The sequence below is a fragment of the Asticcacaulis sp. genome (genome assembly GCF_027484505.1).
In the GTDB taxonomy this organism is placed as follows: Bacteria; Pseudomonadota; Alphaproteobacteria; order Caulobacterales; family Caulobacteraceae; genus Asticcacaulis.
On the sequence record NZ_JAIXSV010000180.1, the window covers coordinates 1 to 18,313 of the forward strand.

Here is an 18,313-nt window from a genome sequence, read left to right on the forward strand (position 1 = left end):
CAGCGCTGCCCGCCCGGCATACAGCCGATTTCGCGCGCCGCATTCTCCTTGGACAGACGTTTATTGGCCCCCAGTTTGTTGGAGGTCAAAGCGCAACGCGTCGCCTTGATCGGCTCATCGACGGCCAGCACGATCTCACTCACGAACAAAGCGTCCGCCGCCCGCGCCAGCGTATAGCCGCCACCGGGGCCGCGCGCGCTCTTGACCAGCCCGGCCTTGCGCAGACGGGCAAAGAGTTGCTCCAGATAGGATAGGGAAATTTGCTGACGCTCGGAAATTTCGGACAGGGAAATGGGCTTGCCCTGCGCATTGAGCGCCAGATCCGTCATGGCCATGACGGCGTAACGTCCCTTGGTCGATAATCTCATGCCGTCAGTCCTGTGGCTGCCCTCGGCTAAATCGCAACAGGTCGATCAAAAACCTGCACAAAGCCGAAAAGAGTGTGCTAAACGGCTTGCCTGATAAGGGGGCGCCGTCTTCCCTGCGCGGGACATAGTAATCCTGACTATTATAGTCAAGAATTATGCGCCGCACCATGACACATTTTATTACGAAACAAGGGTTCTACATGCCTGAAGTGATCCTCGCCGGTGCCGCCGGTCGAATTGAGGCCCGATACACCGCCGGAAAGACGGACAACGCGCCCATTGCCCTGATCCTTCACCCCCACCCCAAGGCCGGCGGGCACATGAACAACCCGGTGACGGCGCAACTGTTCCACCTGTTTATGACGCGCGGCTTCTCGGTGCTGCGCTTTAACTTCCGCGGCGTCGGCAAGTCGCAGGGCGAATTTGATGCGGGCATTGGTGAGCTGGCCGATGCGGCGACCGCGCTCGACTGGCTTCAGGCCAAGAACCCCACGGCCTCGCAATTCTGGGTCGCGGGCTATAATTTCGGGGCCTATATCGGCATGCAGTTGCTGATGCGCCGCCCGGAAACCGATGGCTTTATATCGGTATCGCCGCCGGCCAATGCCTATGATTTCAGTTTCCTGGCCCCCTGCCCGGCCTCGGGCCTGTTCATCAATGGCTCAGCCGATTCGGTGGTGCCGCCAACCGAGGTCGAGCGCGTCGTGGCCAAGCTGCGCACGCAAAAGGGCATCACCATTGCCCACGAAGTCGTCGAAGGCGCGGGCCACTTCTGGACCGAGCATCTGCCGGAAATCGAAGGCCGCGTCGGGGGTTACCTCGACCGCCGCCTGGCCGGTGAGCTTGAGTAGGATTTAAAGGACGCTTCGGCGTCCTTTTTTATGGCCGCGAGTTATTCCAGCCACGAAAAACACGAAAAGCTGGAAAAGCGGCTGTGTGAATTTCCAGCGCGTAGCGCTTGTCTGGTTGTGTCTGCGGACTAATACGGCGCTGCGAGCACGGCAGGATCGACACCTTTTCGTGCTTTTCGTGGCCAATTCTTAAGCGCAGCGGCGCGCGCTTGTGGGGCGATAGATGACCCCGCCGGTCAGCGGCGTCTTCACACCCGTCGTGCCGGGGAAGGAAATCGGCAGCCCTTTCAGCGACCGCGCCGCCATATAGGCAAAGGCCTCGGCCTCAATAGCCCCGCCGCGCCAGCCAAGGTCTTCGGCAATGCGCACCGGCGCGATGTCGGCCAGACGTTCACGCAACACCTTGACCAGTTGGCGATTATTGCGGCCGCCGCCACACAGGACGATGGCCGAAGGGGTCACGCCCGCGCGCACGATCTCATGGCGCAGGCTTTCGACGGTAAAGGCCATCAGCGTTGCCATACCGTCGGCGTGGCTGAGGTGGCGCACATGCTCCAGCGTAAAGTCGTATCGGTCCAATGACTTGGGCGCAGGGGCTGCGAAATAGGGGTGGCTCAGATAATCGGCCACAATGGCCATATCCGCCCGGCCTTTTGCCGCCACCGCGCCGTCTTCATCGAACAATTGACCCGTGTGCTGACGCATCCACTGATCCATCAGGCCGCTGGCCGGGCCGGTATCGAGCGCCGTCAGGCCATACGCAGTAATCACGGTGATATTGGCCACCCCGCCCAGATTGACCACGACCACGGGCAGTTCAAGCCCCGCCTTGTGCGCCAGCGCGCGGTGATAGACGGGGGCCAGCGGGGCCGCTTCACCACCCGCTTCGATGTCGGCGCGGCGGAAGTCGCAGACGACCTTCAGGCCCGTTTTTTCCGCCAGATAGCCACCATCGAACAACTGCACCGTCCGCCCCGGCACGCCGCCCTTGGGGCGTTCGTGCAGCACGGTTTGCCCATGCACCCCCAGGGCATCAAACTCCCGAATATTCAGATCGTTTTCGCTTAAAAACTGATCCAGTGACTGAAGATGATACTCCGCGATCACGCGCCGCGCCTTGGTGAAACTGTCCGGTTCCGCCGCACCGCGCGGCCAGTTGAGCGCGTCCTTTGTGGCGGCTTCCAGAACGGCGCGCACCTCAGGCGGCATGGGCTTTTCGGCAAACGGCCCAAAGCCCAGCCCAGCCTCGCCATCGGTTTCCAGCACCGCCATGTCGATGCCGTCGAGCGAGGTGCCGGTCATAAAGCCGATGATTTTCATGCGAAAAGCCTATGGAAAAGCGGGGGCTACGTGTTAGACGCAACTTGCACGCAAACCCGCGTGACAGCAACATCGTTAGAGACATGACCTCCTTCAAATCCGATTTCCTCAACGTCCTCTCGGAGCGCGGTTTCATCCACCAGTGCACGGACGCGGAAGCCCTCGATACGCTGGCTTCTGCCGGACCGATCACGGGCTATATCGGCTATGATGCCACGGCTTCGTCGTTGCACGCCGGGCATCTGGTGCAGATCATGCTGCTCTACTGGCTGCAAAAGACGGGCAATAAGCCGATCGTCCTGATGGGCGGCGGCACGACCAAGGTTGGCGACCCAACCTTTAAGGACACCCAACGCCCGCTTCTGACCGACGAACAGATTCAGTCGAACATGAACGGCATCAAGTCGGTGTTCAACAGCTTCCTGAACTTTGGCGACGGAGCCACCGACGCCATCATGGTCAATAATGACGACTGGCTGTCGGGCTTTGGCTATATCGAATTTCTGCGCACTTTTGGCACGCACTTCACCATCAACCGTATGCTGACCTTCGACTCGGTCAAGCTGCGCCTTGAGCGTGAGCAGCCGATGACCTTCCTCGAATTCAACTACATGCTGATGCAGGCGGTCGATTTCCGCGAACTAAACAGCACCTACAATTGCGTCCTGCAAATGGGCGGTTCGGATCAGTGGGGCAATATCGTCAACGGCGTCGAGCTGACGCGCCGCCTGAACCAGAAAGCCGCCTTTGGCCTGACCACGCCGCTTTTGACCACGGCATCGGGTGCCAAGATGGGTAAGACGGTGGGTGGTGCCGTGTGGCTGAATGCCGACGCGCTGTCGCCCTATGACTACTGGCAATACTGGCGTAACACCGAAGACGCCGATGTCGGCAAGTTCATGCGCCTGTTCACCGACCTGCCCATGGACGAAATCCGCCGCCTCGAAGCCCTGCAAGGGGTGGAAATCAATGAGGCCAAGAAGATACTTGCCGACGCGGCCACGCGTCTGGTGCACGGCGAAGCAGCCGCCGCCACGGCCCGCGACACGGCGCAAAAGGCCTTTGAACAGGGCGTTTTGTCTGCCGACCTGCCCACGGTCGAGGTGGCGCGCGCTGAGCTTGAGGCCGGCATCATGTTGGCGGCCCTGACCACCAAGATCGGCTTGACCCAATCAAACGGCGAAGCCCGCCGTCTGGCTCAGGGCGGTGGGTTGCGCGTCAATGACACGGCCATTACCGACGGCAATCAGGCCGTGACTCTGGCCGATCTCAATGCCGATGGCGTGATCAAGGTCGCTCAGGGCAAGAAGAAGATCGTGCTGGTCAAGCCGGTTTAATCGAAACGTCAGAAGGTCTTGGGGCCACAGGCCCCAAACCCCATAACCCACCAAAAGGAAAGGCCGGAGTTCGCGCTCCGGCCTTTCCTTTTGGCTCCCGGTGGCGGGGTGTGGGGCCTGCGGCCCCACGACTCCTCAACTCTTCTTCGGCGAGGTCACATCGACCGGCGGCAGCGGGTCTTCGTGTTTTTCATCGAGGATGCGGCGCAGGAAGCCCGGCAGGACCAGCGAGAACGGGTTAATCTCAGCCTGCGGCGTGCCAAAGCGGCCCTTGAGGCGGTATTTGAGGCCCAGCACGCCTTCGCCGCGGTTGGAGGTCAGGGCGTCCCCGACCAGCGGAATACCGGCAAAGGCGGCATTGACGCCGTAGGCCGGGATCAGGGTGCCGTGATAGTCCATGGTCTGCTTACTGAAATCCTGTGCGCCCCAGACATTAATGCGCAGGGCGTCGCCCTTGGCCCAGCCGTTACGGATAAACAGGTAGTTATCGCGGTAGCGTATGGGGAATTCGTAGTCATCAAACTTGATCCCACCGCCCGACAGCGTGTCGGACAAACCGCGCAGCGAGGCCAGAGTCAATACCTGCCCCAGAGCCGGTATCTGCTTGATGCGGATGTCTTCGCCTTTCAGCGTAGCGTCGATCTGACCGTTGCGATAGACGCCTTCGATCACGGCATCGCCACCCGACAGGCGCTTGTCGCCCAGGGCGGTCGCCACAAGATCACCGAGGTCGTCAGCTTCGAAGGTAAAGGCGGTGTAGTCGTTCTGCGGCTTGAAATCGAGCGTTACCAGAGAGCCCAGACGCGTCAGGGCCGAGCCTTCGCCGGCAATCACATTGCGCCCATCCCAAGCGGCCTTCAGTTCCACCTCACTGAATACGCCGTCCTGTGAGGTGCGCACGGCGCTGATGTCCACTAGCAAGCGCACGGGCCGGTCAAGGCGCGGCGCCGTGCCTGCCGTCATTGCCGGGGCGCGCGGCAATTCGGCCGCGGTAACCGGGCGGACGTCAGTGACAGTGGGCTGGGTACGCGGCGGATTGAACCACGGCCGCACGTCAAGGCGTTTGCCGCGCAGGGTCAGGGTCTGCAGACCTGAGGCATCGGCGGGCGACAGGCGCGCGGTTAAATCCGCGAAGTCCTTGAGATAGAGTTTTGAAAAATCGACATAATCGACCTCACCAGACTCCTTCACAGACACCCGCCCGTCGATCTCCACGCGGTCGCCGGTGGCACGAATACGCGGCATATCGAGGCCGCCGCCGCTGCGCTCATCGAAGCTGATCGACAGTTTAGCCGCCTCACCCGCCGGCTTGACCCAGTCGCTGCGCGCCAGTTGCAGCCGCGTCGGCGTGGCGTCGATGTCCAGCACTGCCGCCGAAATCTGCGCCGGCGACAGGGCGCCCAGCGTGCGGTTTTCCGTCTGATAGAGGTTGAGTTCAAACCCGACCTTGCCGTCCAGTTCGAGGCTATGGCTGACATAGCCGAGCCGACTTAAGAAGGCGCGGTCCACGGTCCCCCCGATGCGCGCCCACGCCTTGGGCGGGCCAAACAGGAAGGTCGCGCCATCGCTATCGGGCAGGTCAAACGTCAATAATTGATCGCCAATAAAAACGTCGCCGTCTATACCGCGCGCGTCCTGTTCCCATCGCGCAAACACGGGCAGGGTTTCCTGCGGCGTGAACCAGGCGCGCGGCAGGCCCAGCGCGTACATCTGATCCGGCGTCAGACGCGTGGTCAGGGTGCGCTTGGGCGGCTTGTCGCCTTCGTCGGTCCAGTCGAGGACGGAATTGATGTCGCCCACGCGGATGCGGGCTTCGCGCGACTCGGCATCGAGCCCGATATTGACCGTGAGGGGCCGCGTCTCGCTGAAATAGGGCAAGGCCCCCAGCCCCAGCAACCGGGCGCGTTCGGGGGAGATATTAGCCTTATAGACCAGCCGCGGATGCTGGCTGTCGATATAGGCCAGATCACCGGAAAAGCCTTCGGCCTCTACCTCGCCCGTCCACACATCGCCCGACCGGCGCAGACGGATGTCGGTGGGGATTTCAGGGCGGAAACGCCCGAAGATGGGCAGGCCCTGCCCCTTCATACCATCGCTCAGCGTATTGCCGGACAGGACGACCTGAGTCGGCCGCGGCTCCGGGCCATCCCAGTGGACCGTGCCATTGAAAATATCGGACTCGATGCGGCCCTTGCCAATATTGTTGAACAGCTCCAGTTGCCCGCGAATGGCGACGCGCTTAGAAGGCGATCCACCAAACTGCCGCGCATTAAAGCTGCCCGTAAAGTCGATATACTGCATGGTCGGCTCGAACTGCGTCCGGTAGCCGATCTCACCGGCATAGGGCCCCAGTTTCGCGGGACCACGCACCTCAAGACGGTTGGCGAGGTAGTCGCCGGTCACCGTCAGGTCGCCTTCGACAATGTCCCAGCCCAGCGCCGCCTGTTTGAGGCCAGCATTGCGGATCTTGCCCGCAAAGGTCAGGTTGAGGTTTTTGAGCGTCAGATTGTCAAAGGTCGGAAAGCGGATATCGAGCCGCGTTTCGGCCTCCCCGCTCAGGCGATCGCGCGTCAGCCCTTCCTTTTGCAGATGGCCGCCGGTCAGGGGGTCAATGGCCTCGATCAGTTGCGCCGCCCCGCTTTGCGCCGTCAGCCAGATATGGGTTTCGGCCCTGGGCGCACGACGCTTATGGAACTGCGGCACGGAGACGCCGCCGCCGGTCAGCGGCACCTCGACCAAATGGCCACCGCGCAGGCTGAGGTCGAAACTGGTCCCCTGCAACAGGCCCGTCCCGTAAAGCCCGGTGGCGTCCTGCAAGCGGCTATCGACGCTAAGGCCCATGTCGCGGAAGCCAAAGGTCAGGCGCAGGTCCTCCTTTTCCAGATAACCATCGCGGAAATGGCCCGGCGGGGCTTTCAGCACGAAATCGGCGTTGGAATAGGTGCCGCCCTTGATACGGCGGATCAGGTCGGCGCGGGTAATCGGCGTCAGGTTTTCCGGCCAGAAGGCGAACACCACCTCCTTGCGGAAGTCCCCATCGATGCGCGCCGTCAGATCGGCCCCCAACTGCCCCTTGTCGTCCGTATAGAGCCGCCCCTTTGTGGTCAGCGGCGCATCGACCAGCAGCGCCTTGCCCGATTCAATATCCAGTTGCCGCAGGTCAGGGGTAAAGGTGCCCTTGAAATGCACCTCGGTCAGGGTCTGGGCCGGGAAGTCGTCGGCCAGTTGCCCGGTGACGCGCGGCCCGGCAAAGTCGAAGTGCACCGCCATCTTGCGGTCGCGCCTGGGGTCTTCAGGCGTCATGAACACTCGACCCGACAGGTCGGTATCAATATAGCGCGAGTCGAGCCGGAAGGTGGTGAAACGCACGGTGCGGGTCTTGGGCACGTAGTCGGCCTTGAGACTTAAGGCGTCAAAATCCTGTGCCGACTTGCCGAAATCATAGCTGCCCTTGCCCGCCGAAATATCGAGAAAAGCGCTCTCGATACCCGTGCGCGCCGCGTATTTCAGATTGCCGCGCCCGTTGATCGCCGCGCGGAAATGCGACAGCCCTTTCAGCGATCCCGCCGACGGGAATATCTGCGACGGGATAAGGTTACGGATTTCCGCCTGAACCTCGGCGGTGCGCAGGTCCGTCTGCGCCCGCGCGTCCAGCATCAGTGAGGCCTTGCGCCCCTGCGTTTCGACGTCCAGACCGATCTTTGAGCGGATCAGTTTATTGCGTTTGGAAAAGTCGATCTGCGCCACACGGGCGCGCCAGTCGAGCGGCGTGCCTACCTGCCGGAAGGCGAGCGTGCCATTGGTCAGATGGACCTCGCGCGTATAGCTCAGCGGGCGGCCCAGCGTCTCCTTACCGGTCAGATCGTAGAAGAGGCGCTCGACCGCAAAGGCTTCCGGATTGCCTCTGGCCTCATAGCCCAGTTCGATACGACCATTGGGCGACGCCGACAGGGCCACAAAAAACCGGTCGGCCGTCAGCCGCGCCGGGGCCAGATGCCACCAGACCAGACTGTCGAGCGCCAGCGCGGCCTCCATCTGATCGGCCGAGGCCACGGTGCGCCCGGCCTTGTCCTTCAGCAGCAGATCGTCAAAACGCAGGCCCAGCGCGTTGGAGTCATGGAACCAGACGAGGTCCAGATGCTTCAGGCTGGCCTCAGCCCCCGGAATGGTGCGCTCCAGCCGCGATACGATCAGAAAACGCAACCCGTCAATGCGGATGGGCCCCTGCGACAGGCACCCGACAAACACCAGCGCCATCAACAGAATGACGCCGCTCAGGCTAAGCCTCCAGTGTTGTCTGAGCTGGGTGATCAGGCTATGCACGAAGATCCGAACGCACGCACCGGGCGTACCACTAAACGAAACCAAAAAGACCGCCAGTATGTGGCGTTCCTTTTCTCATATGATTAACCGAAGGCATTGTCATGGCAAAAAATTTGGCAAAAAAGTCAACGAATGAGTCCGCAGCCGACGCATTCACGCCCTTCCCTCTGCCTGACTTCACCCTGCCCGGCGATGATGGCCAAAACTGGACGCCGGAACATCTCAAAGGCCGCTGGACGGTGCTGTTCCTCTACCCCGCCGACAACACGCCCACCTGTACGCAGGAAGCCATCGACTTTACCGCCGCCGTTCCGCAGTTCGAAGCGCTGGGCGCGCAGGTGATCGGCCTGTCGAAGGACGATCTCAACAGCCACGCCCGCTTCAAAACGAAACACAAGCTGACGCCTGTCCTGCTTTCGGACACCACGCCGGGCCTGATCGAGGCGCTGGGGGCGTGGGTTGAAAAGTCGATGTATGGCAAAACCTATATGGGCACTGACCGTTCCACCTGGCTGATCGATCCGCACGGCGTGGTGCAGGCCGCGTGGCGCAAGGTGCGCATCAAGGGTCACGTTGAGGCCGTGCTCGACAGTCTGCGGGCAAAAATCGCCTGAGCGGCGAAATTCCCTATTGACATCCCATTTTCAGAATAACCGCGTTACGCGGCACTTTTCTTGAAACAGGCGATTTTGTCCCTCTCAAAACGGGACATATCGCCTGAAAGTCCCCATACTAACCTCTTGTTTTAAAACAGCTTACAGGTTAGGTGTGCGGCGCATCATCCGGCGATTCGATTAAGGCTTGCCAAAGCCCATTTGGTTAAGTCATAATTAAAATCAAGTGGAAGGGCGCGGGTGTTATGCCTAAGAGAAGCTTTCATCGCCTGAGGAGCGCTCTGGAACAAACCTTTCCGGAGCGGCATCTTTACATCCGCAGTGGCGACGAAACCCACGGTTATATTCTCAGCACAGGCAAACAATTCGGCTTTGCGGTACTGGCCACCATCGGTCTGACCTGGCTGGCCATGAGCACCGGGGCCGTCTTCTTCATGGCCATTTCTGGCGGTAACGGTGCTGAAAAGCAGATCATGATGGCGCGGGCTCAGTCCGAGCGCCTCGTCGCCGACCGTCAGGCGCGTCTGGACGTGCTGATGAAGCAGAGCGAAGCCTCGTCCGGCTCGCTGGAGCAACTGGCGCAAACGGTCGAAAAGCGCCACGGCGCGCTGGTCCAGATTCTTCAGGATTTCAAAGGCGTACCCGGTGCGGCTCCGGCTCTGGCCCCCGCACGCATCGACCCGTCCATGCCGCCGGTGGAACGCATCTATGCGGTGCGTGCCGAACAGGAACGCATGGTGTCCAAGGCTGAGACATTCGCCAAATCGCGCGCCGAGCGTCTGCGTCTGGCCTTCCGTCTGGCCGGCCTCAATCCGCAGAGCTATGCCGGGGCGGGCTCAAGCGCGCTTCTGGAAACGCGCGACGCCAAGGAACTGGCGACGTTTCTCGATGTCGATCAAGGGTTTGCCGAACGCATCCGCAGCGCGGCGCTCAATCTTTCGGACATGCGCGGCCTCGAAAAGTCGTCACGCGTCCTGCCCTTTGCCCGCCCGACCGTCAATACGCGCATGACCTCCGGCTTTGGCGTCCGCTTCGATCCCTTCACCCGCCGCCCCAAAACGCACGCTGGCCTGGATTTTGCTGGACCCTTTCTGACGCCGATCCATGCCACGGCTCCCGGTATTGTATCCTTTGCCGGGGTGCGCAGCGGCTATGGCAACTGCGTCGAAATCGACCACGGTAACGGCTTCAAGACCCGTTACGCCCACATGCAGTCCTTTGCCGTGCGCTCCGGTCAGCGCGTCGGCGTCGGTCAGCGGGTGGGCGCTATGGGCTCAACGGGCCGCTCCACCGGTGTTCACCTGCATTATGAGGTCTGGCTCAACGGCCGCCCTCAAAACCCTGCGCGCTTCGTAAAGGCTGGAGACTATGTTCAACAAAACTAGCAAACCCGTCCGCCCTCAGTCCGACGCCAGTCGCGCGCCGGCCAAGGCCAACACCCCGCCGCCGCTGGATATGTCCACGGTCAATATGAAGACGTCCGGCGCGCCCACTGCGGCCCCGGCTCCGGCGGCCCCGGCTGTGTCGCGCGGTGCCCCGTCGCTTCTGGCCGCGCATCTGCGCATCGAAGGCAATATCAACGGCACGGCTGATCTTCAGGTCGATGGCAATGTGCGCGGCAATGTGAAGGTCGCCCACCTGATCGTCGGTGAAGCTGGTAATATCGAAGGCGATGTCGAAGCCGAAACCATCGAAGTGCGCGGCCGCGTCGTCGGCAGCATCTCCGGCAAGGCCGTCAAGCTCTATTCCTCGGCCTATGTCGAAGGCGACATTACGCACGAAACCCTGTCCATCGACATTGGAGCCTTCTTCCAGGGTCGCTGCCTGCAAAGCCGCCCAGCTCAGCCTGCTCCCGCCCCGGTGGTTCAGACCGCCCCGGCCAGCTATACCAGCGGCGATGCCACGGCGATGAACAGCTATGATTTCAACGCACTGTCGGACCTGAAATAAGGCCTGATCGCTAATTTCGTCAGGGACGCCGGAAAAGGATTGATCTTTTTCCGGCGTTTTTGCGTTTGATACCCCTATGACCCACACACCGCCCCCTGCCCGTCCGTCCCTGACCCTCAGCCTGCTGGGGCGTATGCTGCGCGAAGCCCTGCACGAATGGAATGAAGACAAGGCCCCGCGGCTGGGGGCGGCGCTCGCCTTCTACAGCATCCTGTCGATAGGGCCGCTGCTGCTAATCGTCACCGGCATAGCGGGCATTGCCTTCGGGCGTGAGGCGGTCAACGGCTATATGATGGCCGAACTGAGCGCCCTGATCGGCGATCAGGGCGCCGGTGCCGTACAAACCATGCTCAGCGGCGCGTTTAACCCGCAACAGGGGTTAGTGGCCACGGTCATCGGCTTTGTGACTCTGATCATTTCGGCCACCGGCTTCTTCGCTCAGCTTCAGGAAGCGATGAACGACATCTGGAATGTCGAACCCCCGCGCCTGCACTGGAAAGTCTTTATCCAGAAACGCCTTCTGTCGTTCGCGCTGGTGGTGGGGATCGGTTTCCTGCTGCTGATCTCGCTGGTGGTGTCGGCGGGGCTGGCGGCCTTCAGCGCCTTTATTGCCCCCTATGTCCCCGCGCCCGTCATGGCACTGATCAATCTGATCATATCGTTTGCCGTAGTGACCTTCCTGTTTGCCATGACCTTCAAAATCCTGCCCGATGCGCGCATCGAATGGAGCGATGTGTGGGTCGGTGCGGCCATCACCGCCGTGTTGTTCAGCTTTGGCAAGCAACTGATCGGCCTCTATCTTGGGCAAAGCGCCCTGTCCTCGGCTTATGGGGCGGCCGGGTCGCTGATCGTGCTGCTGGTGTGGATCTACTATTCGACACAGATCTTCTTTTTCGGTGCGGAGTTCACACAGGTCTATAGCCGCCACCTGGGCAAGACCATCCAGCCGCGGCGCAAACGCAAGGCCGCCCCGGAATTGTAATCCCACGGTACATGCAAAAAGCCCGGACCTTGCGATCCGGGCTTTCTGTTTTGACTTTCCGAAGAAAGGCGAAATTACTTAACTTCGACCTTGGCGCCGGCGTCTTCCAGCTTCTTCTTGATGTCAGCCGCTTCTTGCTTCGAAACGTTTTCCTTGACGGTCTGCGGAGCGCCTTCGACGAGGTCCTTGGCTTCCTTCAGGCCGAGCTCCGAACGGATGCCACGGATTTCCTTGATCACGTTGATCTTCTTGTCGCCGCCGTCAACCAGGACGACGGTGAATTCGGTTTGCTCTTCTACGGCTTCAGCCGGAGCGGCAGCAGCGCCACCGGCTACGGCAGCGACGGCGACCGGAGCGGCGGCCGAGACGCCCCACTTGTCTTCGAGGAGCTTCGACAGTTCAGCAGCTTCCAGAACGGTCAGGGCGGACAGGTCGGCGACCAGTTGTTCGAGTTTGGACATGGTATTTCCTTAAGGATGAGATGGGTTGGGGAATGAGCTGTTAGGCGTTTTCTTTGGTCGCGTAAGCGTTGAAAACGCGAGCCAGTTGGCCGGCAGGCGCCTGAAGCACGCCAGCAACCTTGGTCGCCGGGGCCTGAAGCAGACCGATGAGCTTGCCACGCAGTTCGTCCAGCGACGGCAGGGTGGCCAGAGCCTTGACGCCATTGGCGTCGAGGACGGTCGTCCCTTCCATGATGCCGCCAACGATCTTGAACTTGTCATTCTCTTTGGCGTACTGGGCGGCGATTTTCGCGGCCGTCACCGGATCATTGGCGTAGGCGAGCACGGTCGGGAACTTGAACAGGGCATCGCCCTGTTCACCCGCAGCGCCAGCCAGAGCCTTCTGAGCCAGACGGTTCTTGAACACTCTGAGAACCGCGCCTTCCTTACGAAGACGCAGACGCAGATCAGCCATTTCCACAAAGGTCATGCCCGAATACTGGGCAACAACCACGGAGCCGGATTCGGCGAAGACGCTCTTGAGCTCTTCAATCGATTCGGCTTTTTTAGCGCGGTCCATTGTGGCCTCCAATTGAGGATTGCTTTGCGGGACAATCCCGCAAAGGTGAAACGACTTAAACGTCCCAGTTACCCGGAACGGCAAAGTCACTGTCCATGATGAGAGGCAAAGGCAACCAGACCACGCTGCCCTTAAGGCAAGCATGAAATCCTAGAGGCGTTTCGCGTCCCGTCTATATTCGGGTTCCGGCGGCTACCGGAAACTTATGGAACAGGCGGCCCCTGCTCCCACGAAGGTCTCGGACAGAACGGAGGGAAACCGAAATTCCCACACCGAGGCGGCTCCCTTACCCGTAAGTCGCCGCAAAAGCAAGAGGCCCCCGACATTTATTGCCTTTATCGTGGTTCAGCGTTACGGCTTATTAGGCTAGGAACAAATCAGGGGGGCATGAAATGCCAAAGACCCATATTCTCGAAAAAGAAAATGGCACCTTCATATTTTTCTTCGAGTACGGAAGCGAAGAAAAATTCGATTCATTTTTGAAATTCATATGCAAGAAACTTAAGGTAAGCGTACCTCATGTTGAAAATTCTCCTTACTCATTTTTTGCTTACATTGAGTACGGTGGAGAAGTTTTAACAGCATCCTCGGATGGGGGTTTCGAGTGTTACCTGCACATTCCCAAAAACAGTCAGATATCAGCCAAAAAACTTGTAAAGCGTTGTTACGGATTTTTTAGCTAAGTTTTTCACGCAAACCCGAACACACCTAAGACAGAGCCTCAAAGCGCATCTCGTTAATACCCGTTGGCATTTATTGCCTTTACCGCGGTTCAGCGCTATGGCGTTTGGCAGATATTAGCCCGAAAGGCAAAATCATGCCAAAGACCCTGCTCAATCACGATGTCTGCGCCCTCGCCTTCGACGGGATGCCTTTGTTTGAGTTTTCGATTGCCGTTGAGCTGTTCGGGCTGGAACGTCCGGAAATGGGACCGGACTGGTATCGCTTTCAGGTGGTCAATGTCGAAGATGGCCCCTGCCGCACGACGGCGGGCCTCAGCCTGACGGCCACAGGGCCGCGCGAGTGGCTGGAGACCGCCGGCACGCTGATCATCCCCGGCTGGCCGCTGGACAAACCTATCCCTGACTCTCTGGTGGCGTTGATCCAGCGGGCCTATGCGCGCGGCGCCCGCATCGTCACCATCTGCTCCGGGGCTTTTGTGCTGGCCGCCGCCGGGCTGCTCAAAGGGCGGCGCGCCACGACCCATTGGAAATACGTTGAGCACGTCAAATGCCACTGGCCGGAGGTCGAGCTGGTGCCGGACGTGCTGTATATCGACGAAGGGCAGATCCTGACCTCGGCCGGGAGTGCCGCCGGGATCGACCTGTGCCTGCACGTCATCCGCCGCGATTTCGGCCCGGAAGCCGCCAATAAGGTCGCCCGCCGCCTGGTCGTGCCCCCGCACCGCGACGGCGGTCAGGCGCAATATATCCAGAAGTCCGTGCCCATCGAATATGAGCGCAACCGGCTGGGGCCCCTGCTTGATTATATGCGCGAATGCCTGGATCAGCCGCATACGGTGGCGCAACTGGCCCGCCGCGCCGGTATGAGTGAGCGCACCTTCCTGCGCCGCTTCGAAGAGGCCACGGGGACGACCCCCGCCAAATGGCTGATGCAGGTTCGCTTGCAAAGCGCACGCGATCTTCTGGAGGCCACGACCGACAGTATCGACCTGATCGCCCACGCCTGCGGTTTCGGCAGCGCCGCCAACTTCCGCCACCACTTCCGCGAACAGCTTTCGACCACGCCCACGGCCTACCGCCAGACCTTTCAGCGTTTACCACCCGCCGCGACTTGCGCGCCGTCGCCGGATTTGGCAGAGGCAGGCTATGCGTACCGATCTTGACGACATACTGACCTTTCTGGGCTCCGCGACGCCGCCAGAGTGGATTGACGCCGCCCTGACCCATCAGGACATACTCCTGCTCGATCACAAGGCGTGCGAATACAAGGCGGCCTCCAATGCCATCAACCTGATGGCCAAGTATCAGACCCATGCCGAGCTGGTGGACGCCATGAGCCGGTTGGCGCGCGAGGAGCTGGTCCACCACGAACAGGTGATGAAGCTGATCAAAAAGCGCGGCATTGCCCTGCGCCCGCTGTCGGCGGCGCGCTACGCCTCAGGACTGCGCACGATGGTCCGACGCAGCGAACCCGGCATGATGACCGATATTCTGGTCATCTCGGCCTTTATCGAGGCGCGCTCGTGCGAGCGCTTCGCGGCGCTCTATCCGCATCTCGATGAAGAATTAAGCAAGTTCTATAAGGGACTGCTCGACAGCGAGGGCCGCCATTTCCGCAACTATCTCAAACTGGCGCACCTCTATGGCGACGCCGACGACATCGCCGCGCGCATCGACGCCATCCGCCCGGTGGAACAGGCCCTGATCCATGACCCCGACCCGGACTTCCGCTTCCACAGCGGCTTACCGGTGGTGGTGGCGGCCTGAAACCAGACGCAAAAAAAGCCGCCCCGTTGCCGGAGCGGCTTTTTCCGTATCAGGTGACCCTGAAACTTACATAGCGGAGGACGTATCGACCTTCACGCCCGGTCCCATCGTCGAAGACAGCGAGATCTTCTTCACATAGAGACCCTTGGCACCCGACGGACGGGCCTTCACGAGGGCGTCCACCAGAGCCTTGGCGTTGGCTTCGAGCTGCTCGACCGTGAACGAGGTCTTGCCGATGCCGGCGTGCACGATACCGGCCTTTTCGACGCGGAATTCAACGGCGCCCGACTTGGCGTCCTTGACGGCCTGAGCGACGTTCGGGGTCACGGTGCCGACCTTCGGGTTCGGCATCAGGCCGCGCGGGCCAAGCACCTTACCGAGGCGACCGACCAGAGCCATCATGTCCGGAGACGCGATAACGCGGTCAAAGTCCATGAAACCGCCCTGAATCTTTTCGACCAGGTCTTCGGCACCGACGACTTCGGCACCGGCAGCCAGAGCTTCCTCGGCCTTCTTGTCCTTGGCGAACACGGCGACGCGGACGTCCTTACCCGTGCCCGACGGCAGTTGGACAACGCCACGGACCTGCTGGTCGGCGTGACGCGGGTCAACGCCCAGGTTGACGGCGATTTCGACCGACTCGTCGAACTTGGCCTTGGCATTGGCCTTCACAACGCCCAGAGCGTCGGTCAGGTTGTGCAGCTTGTCGGCCTCGACGTTCCAGGCCTGAATGCGCTTTGCAATCTTGGTCATCAGAATTCCCCTTAATCGACGATCTTCAGACCCATCGAACGGGCCGAGCCCTCGATGATCTTGGCGGCGGCGTCGATGTCGTGAGCCGAGAGGTCCTTCATCTTCTTTTCGGCGATGTCACGCAGTTGCGCCTGCGTGATCTGACCGGCCGAGTCACGACCCGGCTTCGACGAACCCGACTTCAGGTTCAGCGCCTGCTTGATGAAGAAGGTCGCGGGCGGCGTCTTGGTGACGAAGGTGAACGACTTGTCCTGATACACCGTGATGATGGTCGGGAGCGGCGTGCCTTTTTCGACGTTTTCGGTGCGGGCGTTGAATTCCTTACAGAAACCCATGATGTTGACGCCGCGCTGACCCAGAGCCGGGCCGATGGGGGGCGAAGGCGTGGCAGAGCCGGCCTTCACCTGGAGCTTGATGTAGCCCAGGATTTTCTTAGCCATTGGATATCTCCATAAAGTCCCGATCTTTTGGGACGTTGTGAGCCGTGGTGCGGGTCGCCCCTTCCACGGATTTAGCTCCGTCCGGAAACGAAGAGCGGCTGCCTTAGACGAAAAGCCCCGTCACCGCAAGGGCGATTATGCGATTTCGTGGCAAACCCAGAGCCTCCGGCGGGCAGGGGCACAGCCCCTGCACCCGTCATTCCGCGCCTTTCAACGCATTCTGACAGAGCGCTCTCAACATCCTCCCATAAAGATCACCACCACTCGCATCCGGGTCAATGCATAGCAGTTTTGCGGCCTATTTTTGTGAAAAATTCGACACTCTTCGACAAAACCCACAACAACAAAAATGCCCCCCCTGCCACTAAAAACAAAAATAATACAATTTCAATATACATAACTCTACTAGATGGAGGTTTTTTTGTTAACACAAATGTTCCATCAATATGCCGCAATCTAGCAGAAGGCGAAAAAATATTTCGGCCCTCCACGTTCAAGCTGAATATAGTGTAATAAGATCCGCGTTCATTGTAGTTTTTTATTTCGGAAACTTTTATTGTGGATTTTTTGTCAAAAATATCCTCTTTTAATGTACCAAATCCATAATTATGATCGCTATACAAACAATTATTAATGGCAGGATACGGCTCACAATTGATTTCTAAAATGGCACCATCTTCTTTTTTAAAACGAAAAGGCTTCATAGAAGGGCAAGGCAGAAATCTGCAATCATACGCACGTGCACTGCTTTGCCGCAAAAAGTGTCCTTCGTAGGTGACAAGATTGAGATCGCGAACCCGCGACGACGTATCTTTAAAAAGTGGCGGCAATAAACCCGACAACACAAACAAAAAAAGTGGCAGTGCAAAAATTGCCCACAGAACTACAACTCGACCTGTCTTCATGCTTCCCTCCCCGCTTGCTGACAGGCTTGGCCACAGGTGACCGGGGGCGGCCGATGACCCGGTGTTTCCCCGTGACGATCTCTGCCGTCGCACACATCCCAGATGACAACGGGTTTGAGGGATCGTCAACGCTAAAGGGGTCGCGTTGTTCATCAACGCTCGCGGCGCAAGCCTCGGCATTGCCGGTTTTGGCCCATTTTGAAGCCAATCTATCCCCGCCATAAAAAGCGCGGTTACCCTTTGGGGCATGACCGAGACGACGGACATGGCTGGCCCCTTGCCCCCCGAACAGCGGCGCGAACATTTGCGCGCCTATGCGGATCGGATGTTGCGCGCCTTAAGCGCGATGGACGCGCCCGAAACGCCGGAGGCGGTCACCAAGGGCATTCGCACGGCGCTGATGATTGAGCGCCTCTATGCCCGCTGCGACGCCTCTCAGGCACAGGCGCACAAACACGCCATCGCCGCCATCGACGATCAGGTGAAGCTGAAAAACACGCTGGAATGGTCGGGAAACTGGCTCGACAAAGCCCCGAACGTGCCCTTCATCACGCTGAAACCCGATGCGTTGGAAGGGATGCAGTGGCCACGCCCGCCGCGCGATTATGTCGGCGAACTCAAGGCCAGGATCGACCAGATCAAGGCCGCTTCGCAACCCAAACCCCAGCCTCAGCCTGAACCCAAGCCTGTCGTGCCGGTCGAGGTCAAGCCTGCCCCCCAGCCGAAGTCTGAACCCGCTGCCCCGTCGCGGCCTCTGACGCCGCAGGAAATGGCTTTGCGGGAGCGCGTGCTGAACACGGTGGCCATCCCGCGGCCGCAAGGCGCGCCGTTAACGCAGCACGATTACGGCCTGATCCGTGACGAAGATGTGGAAATCCTCCATGGCGAAAGGCTCACCCGTCTGGATGAAATGGGCGAAACGCGCGACACGCTGCTGAAAGCGCTGAAAGCCTACAGCCGCGAAGACCTCAATCTGCTGTGGCCCGATCTCTTCCCGCTG

General features: G+C 60.1%; 16 protein-coding genes and 1 pseudogene. 9 read left to right on the top strand and 8 right to left on the bottom strand.

Features of this window, described 5'->3' with window-relative positions:
- The coding region (locus Q0072_RS11045) for an Rrf2 family transcriptional regulator (RefSeq protein WP_298329795.1) at positions 1-368 on the bottom strand (368 nt) is incomplete at its 3' end.
- 200 nt (positions 369-568) lie between these two features.
- On the opposite strand from Q0072_RS11045, the gene Q0072_RS11050 reads away from it, so the two are divergent.
- Positions 569-1,219, top strand: coding sequence for an alpha/beta hydrolase (locus tag Q0072_RS11050; RefSeq protein ID WP_013480221.1), 651 nt, complete (start codon positions 569-571; stop codon positions 1,217-1,219).
- Positions 1,220-1,408: 189 nt separating this feature from the next.
- Here Q0072_RS11050 and Q0072_RS11055 read toward each other — a convergent pair whose 3' ends face one another.
- Entirely contained in the window at positions 1,409-2,539 is a 1,131-nt protein-coding gene (locus tag Q0072_RS11055) for an anhydro-N-acetylmuramic acid kinase (RefSeq protein WP_298329799.1), read from the bottom strand.
- Positions 2,540-2,622: 83 nt separating this feature from the next.
- Between Q0072_RS11055 and tyrS the strand changes: the two genes are divergently transcribed.
- A complete protein-coding gene (gene tyrS / locus Q0072_RS11060; RefSeq protein WP_298329801.1) occupies positions 2,623-3,876 on the top strand; it encodes a tyrosine--tRNA ligase in 1,254 nt (417 codons plus the stop codon).
- 135 nt (positions 3,877-4,011) lie between these two features.
- On the opposite strand, the gene Q0072_RS11065 is transcribed toward tyrS, so the two are convergent.
- A complete protein-coding gene (locus Q0072_RS11065) occupies positions 4,012-8,199 on the bottom strand; it encodes an AsmA-like C-terminal region-containing protein (protein WP_298329803.1) in 4,188 nt (1,395 codons plus the stop codon).
- Positions 8,200-8,300: 101 nt separating this feature from the next.
- On the opposite strand from Q0072_RS11065, the gene Q0072_RS11070 reads away from it, so the two are divergent.
- The 4 genes from Q0072_RS11070 (at position 8,301) to Q0072_RS11085 (ending at position 11,745) form a co-directional block, all read left to right on the top strand.
- Positions 8,301-8,813, top strand: coding sequence for a peroxiredoxin (locus Q0072_RS11070; RefSeq protein ID WP_298329805.1), 513 nt, complete (start codon positions 8,301-8,303; stop codon positions 8,811-8,813).
- 245 nt (positions 8,814-9,058) lie between these two features.
- Entirely contained in the window at positions 9,059-10,198 is a 1,140-nt protein-coding gene (locus Q0072_RS11075) for a peptidoglycan DD-metalloendopeptidase family protein (protein WP_298329807.1), read from the top strand.
- The gene (locus Q0072_RS11080) at positions 10,182-10,763 is read left to right on the top strand and encodes a polymer-forming cytoskeletal protein (RefSeq protein ID WP_298329809.1); all 582 of its coding nucleotides are present in this window, start codon (positions 10,182-10,184) and stop codon (positions 10,761-10,763) included. The genes Q0072_RS11075 and Q0072_RS11080 overlap by 17 nt, the downstream gene beginning before the upstream one ends.
- Before the next feature lie 76 nt (positions 10,764-10,839).
- Positions 10,840-11,745, top strand: a complete 906-nt coding sequence (locus Q0072_RS11085; RefSeq protein WP_298329812.1) for a YihY/virulence factor BrkB family protein — start codon at positions 10,840-10,842, stop codon at positions 11,743-11,745.
- A gap of 74 nt (positions 11,746-11,819) precedes the next feature.
- Here Q0072_RS11085 and rplL read toward each other — a convergent pair whose 3' ends face one another.
- Together rplL and rplJ are read right to left on the bottom strand one after the other, a co-directional pair.
- On the bottom strand, positions 11,820-12,206 hold the full coding sequence (rplL, locus tag Q0072_RS11090) for a 50S ribosomal protein L7/L12 (protein WP_013480213.1): 387 nt from the start codon (positions 12,204-12,206) through the stop codon (positions 11,820-11,822).
- A gap of 40 nt (positions 12,207-12,246) precedes the next feature.
- A complete protein-coding gene (gene rplJ / locus Q0072_RS11095; protein ID WP_013480212.1) occupies positions 12,247-12,765 on the bottom strand; it encodes a 50S ribosomal protein L10 in 519 nt (172 codons plus the stop codon).
- 817 nt (positions 12,766-13,582) lie between these two features.
- On the opposite strand from rplJ, the gene ftrA reads away from it, so the two are divergent.
- Both ftrA and Q0072_RS11105 read left to right on the top strand, forming a co-directional pair.
- Entirely contained in the window at positions 13,583-14,611 is a 1,029-nt protein-coding gene (ftrA, locus tag Q0072_RS11100) for a transcriptional regulator FtrA (protein ID WP_298329815.1), read from the top strand.
- Entirely contained in the window at positions 14,595-15,215 is a 621-nt protein-coding gene (locus Q0072_RS11105; protein ID WP_298329818.1) for a tRNA-(ms[2]io[6]A)-hydroxylase, read from the top strand. Before ftrA ends, Q0072_RS11105 begins: the two co-directional genes overlap by 17 nt.
- A 66-nt stretch (positions 15,216-15,281) precedes the next feature.
- Here Q0072_RS11105 and rplA read toward each other — a convergent pair whose 3' ends face one another.
- The 3 genes from rplA to Q0072_RS11120 form a co-directional block, all read right to left on the bottom strand.
- Positions 15,282-15,968, bottom strand: coding sequence for a 50S ribosomal protein L1 (gene rplA / locus Q0072_RS11110; RefSeq protein ID WP_013480209.1), 687 nt, complete (start codon positions 15,966-15,968; stop codon positions 15,282-15,284).
- Positions 15,969-15,979: 11 nt separating this feature from the next.
- The gene (gene rplK, locus Q0072_RS11115) at positions 15,980-16,408 is read right to left on the bottom strand and encodes a 50S ribosomal protein L11 (RefSeq protein WP_013480208.1); all 429 of its coding nucleotides are present in this window, start codon (positions 16,406-16,408) and stop codon (positions 15,980-15,982) included.
- A gap of 275 nt (positions 16,409-16,683) precedes the next feature.
- Positions 16,684-17,580 (bottom strand): hypothetical protein, encoded by an 897-nt coding sequence (locus Q0072_RS11120; protein WP_298329822.1) that lies wholly within the window; start codon positions 17,578-17,580, stop codon positions 16,684-16,686.
- Between Q0072_RS11120 and Q0072_RS11125 the strand changes: the two are divergent.
- Positions 17,561-18,313: pseudogene (locus Q0072_RS11125) on the top strand (hypothetical protein); the annotation flags it as partial. The gene Q0072_RS11120 and the pseudogene Q0072_RS11125 overlap by 20 nt on opposite strands.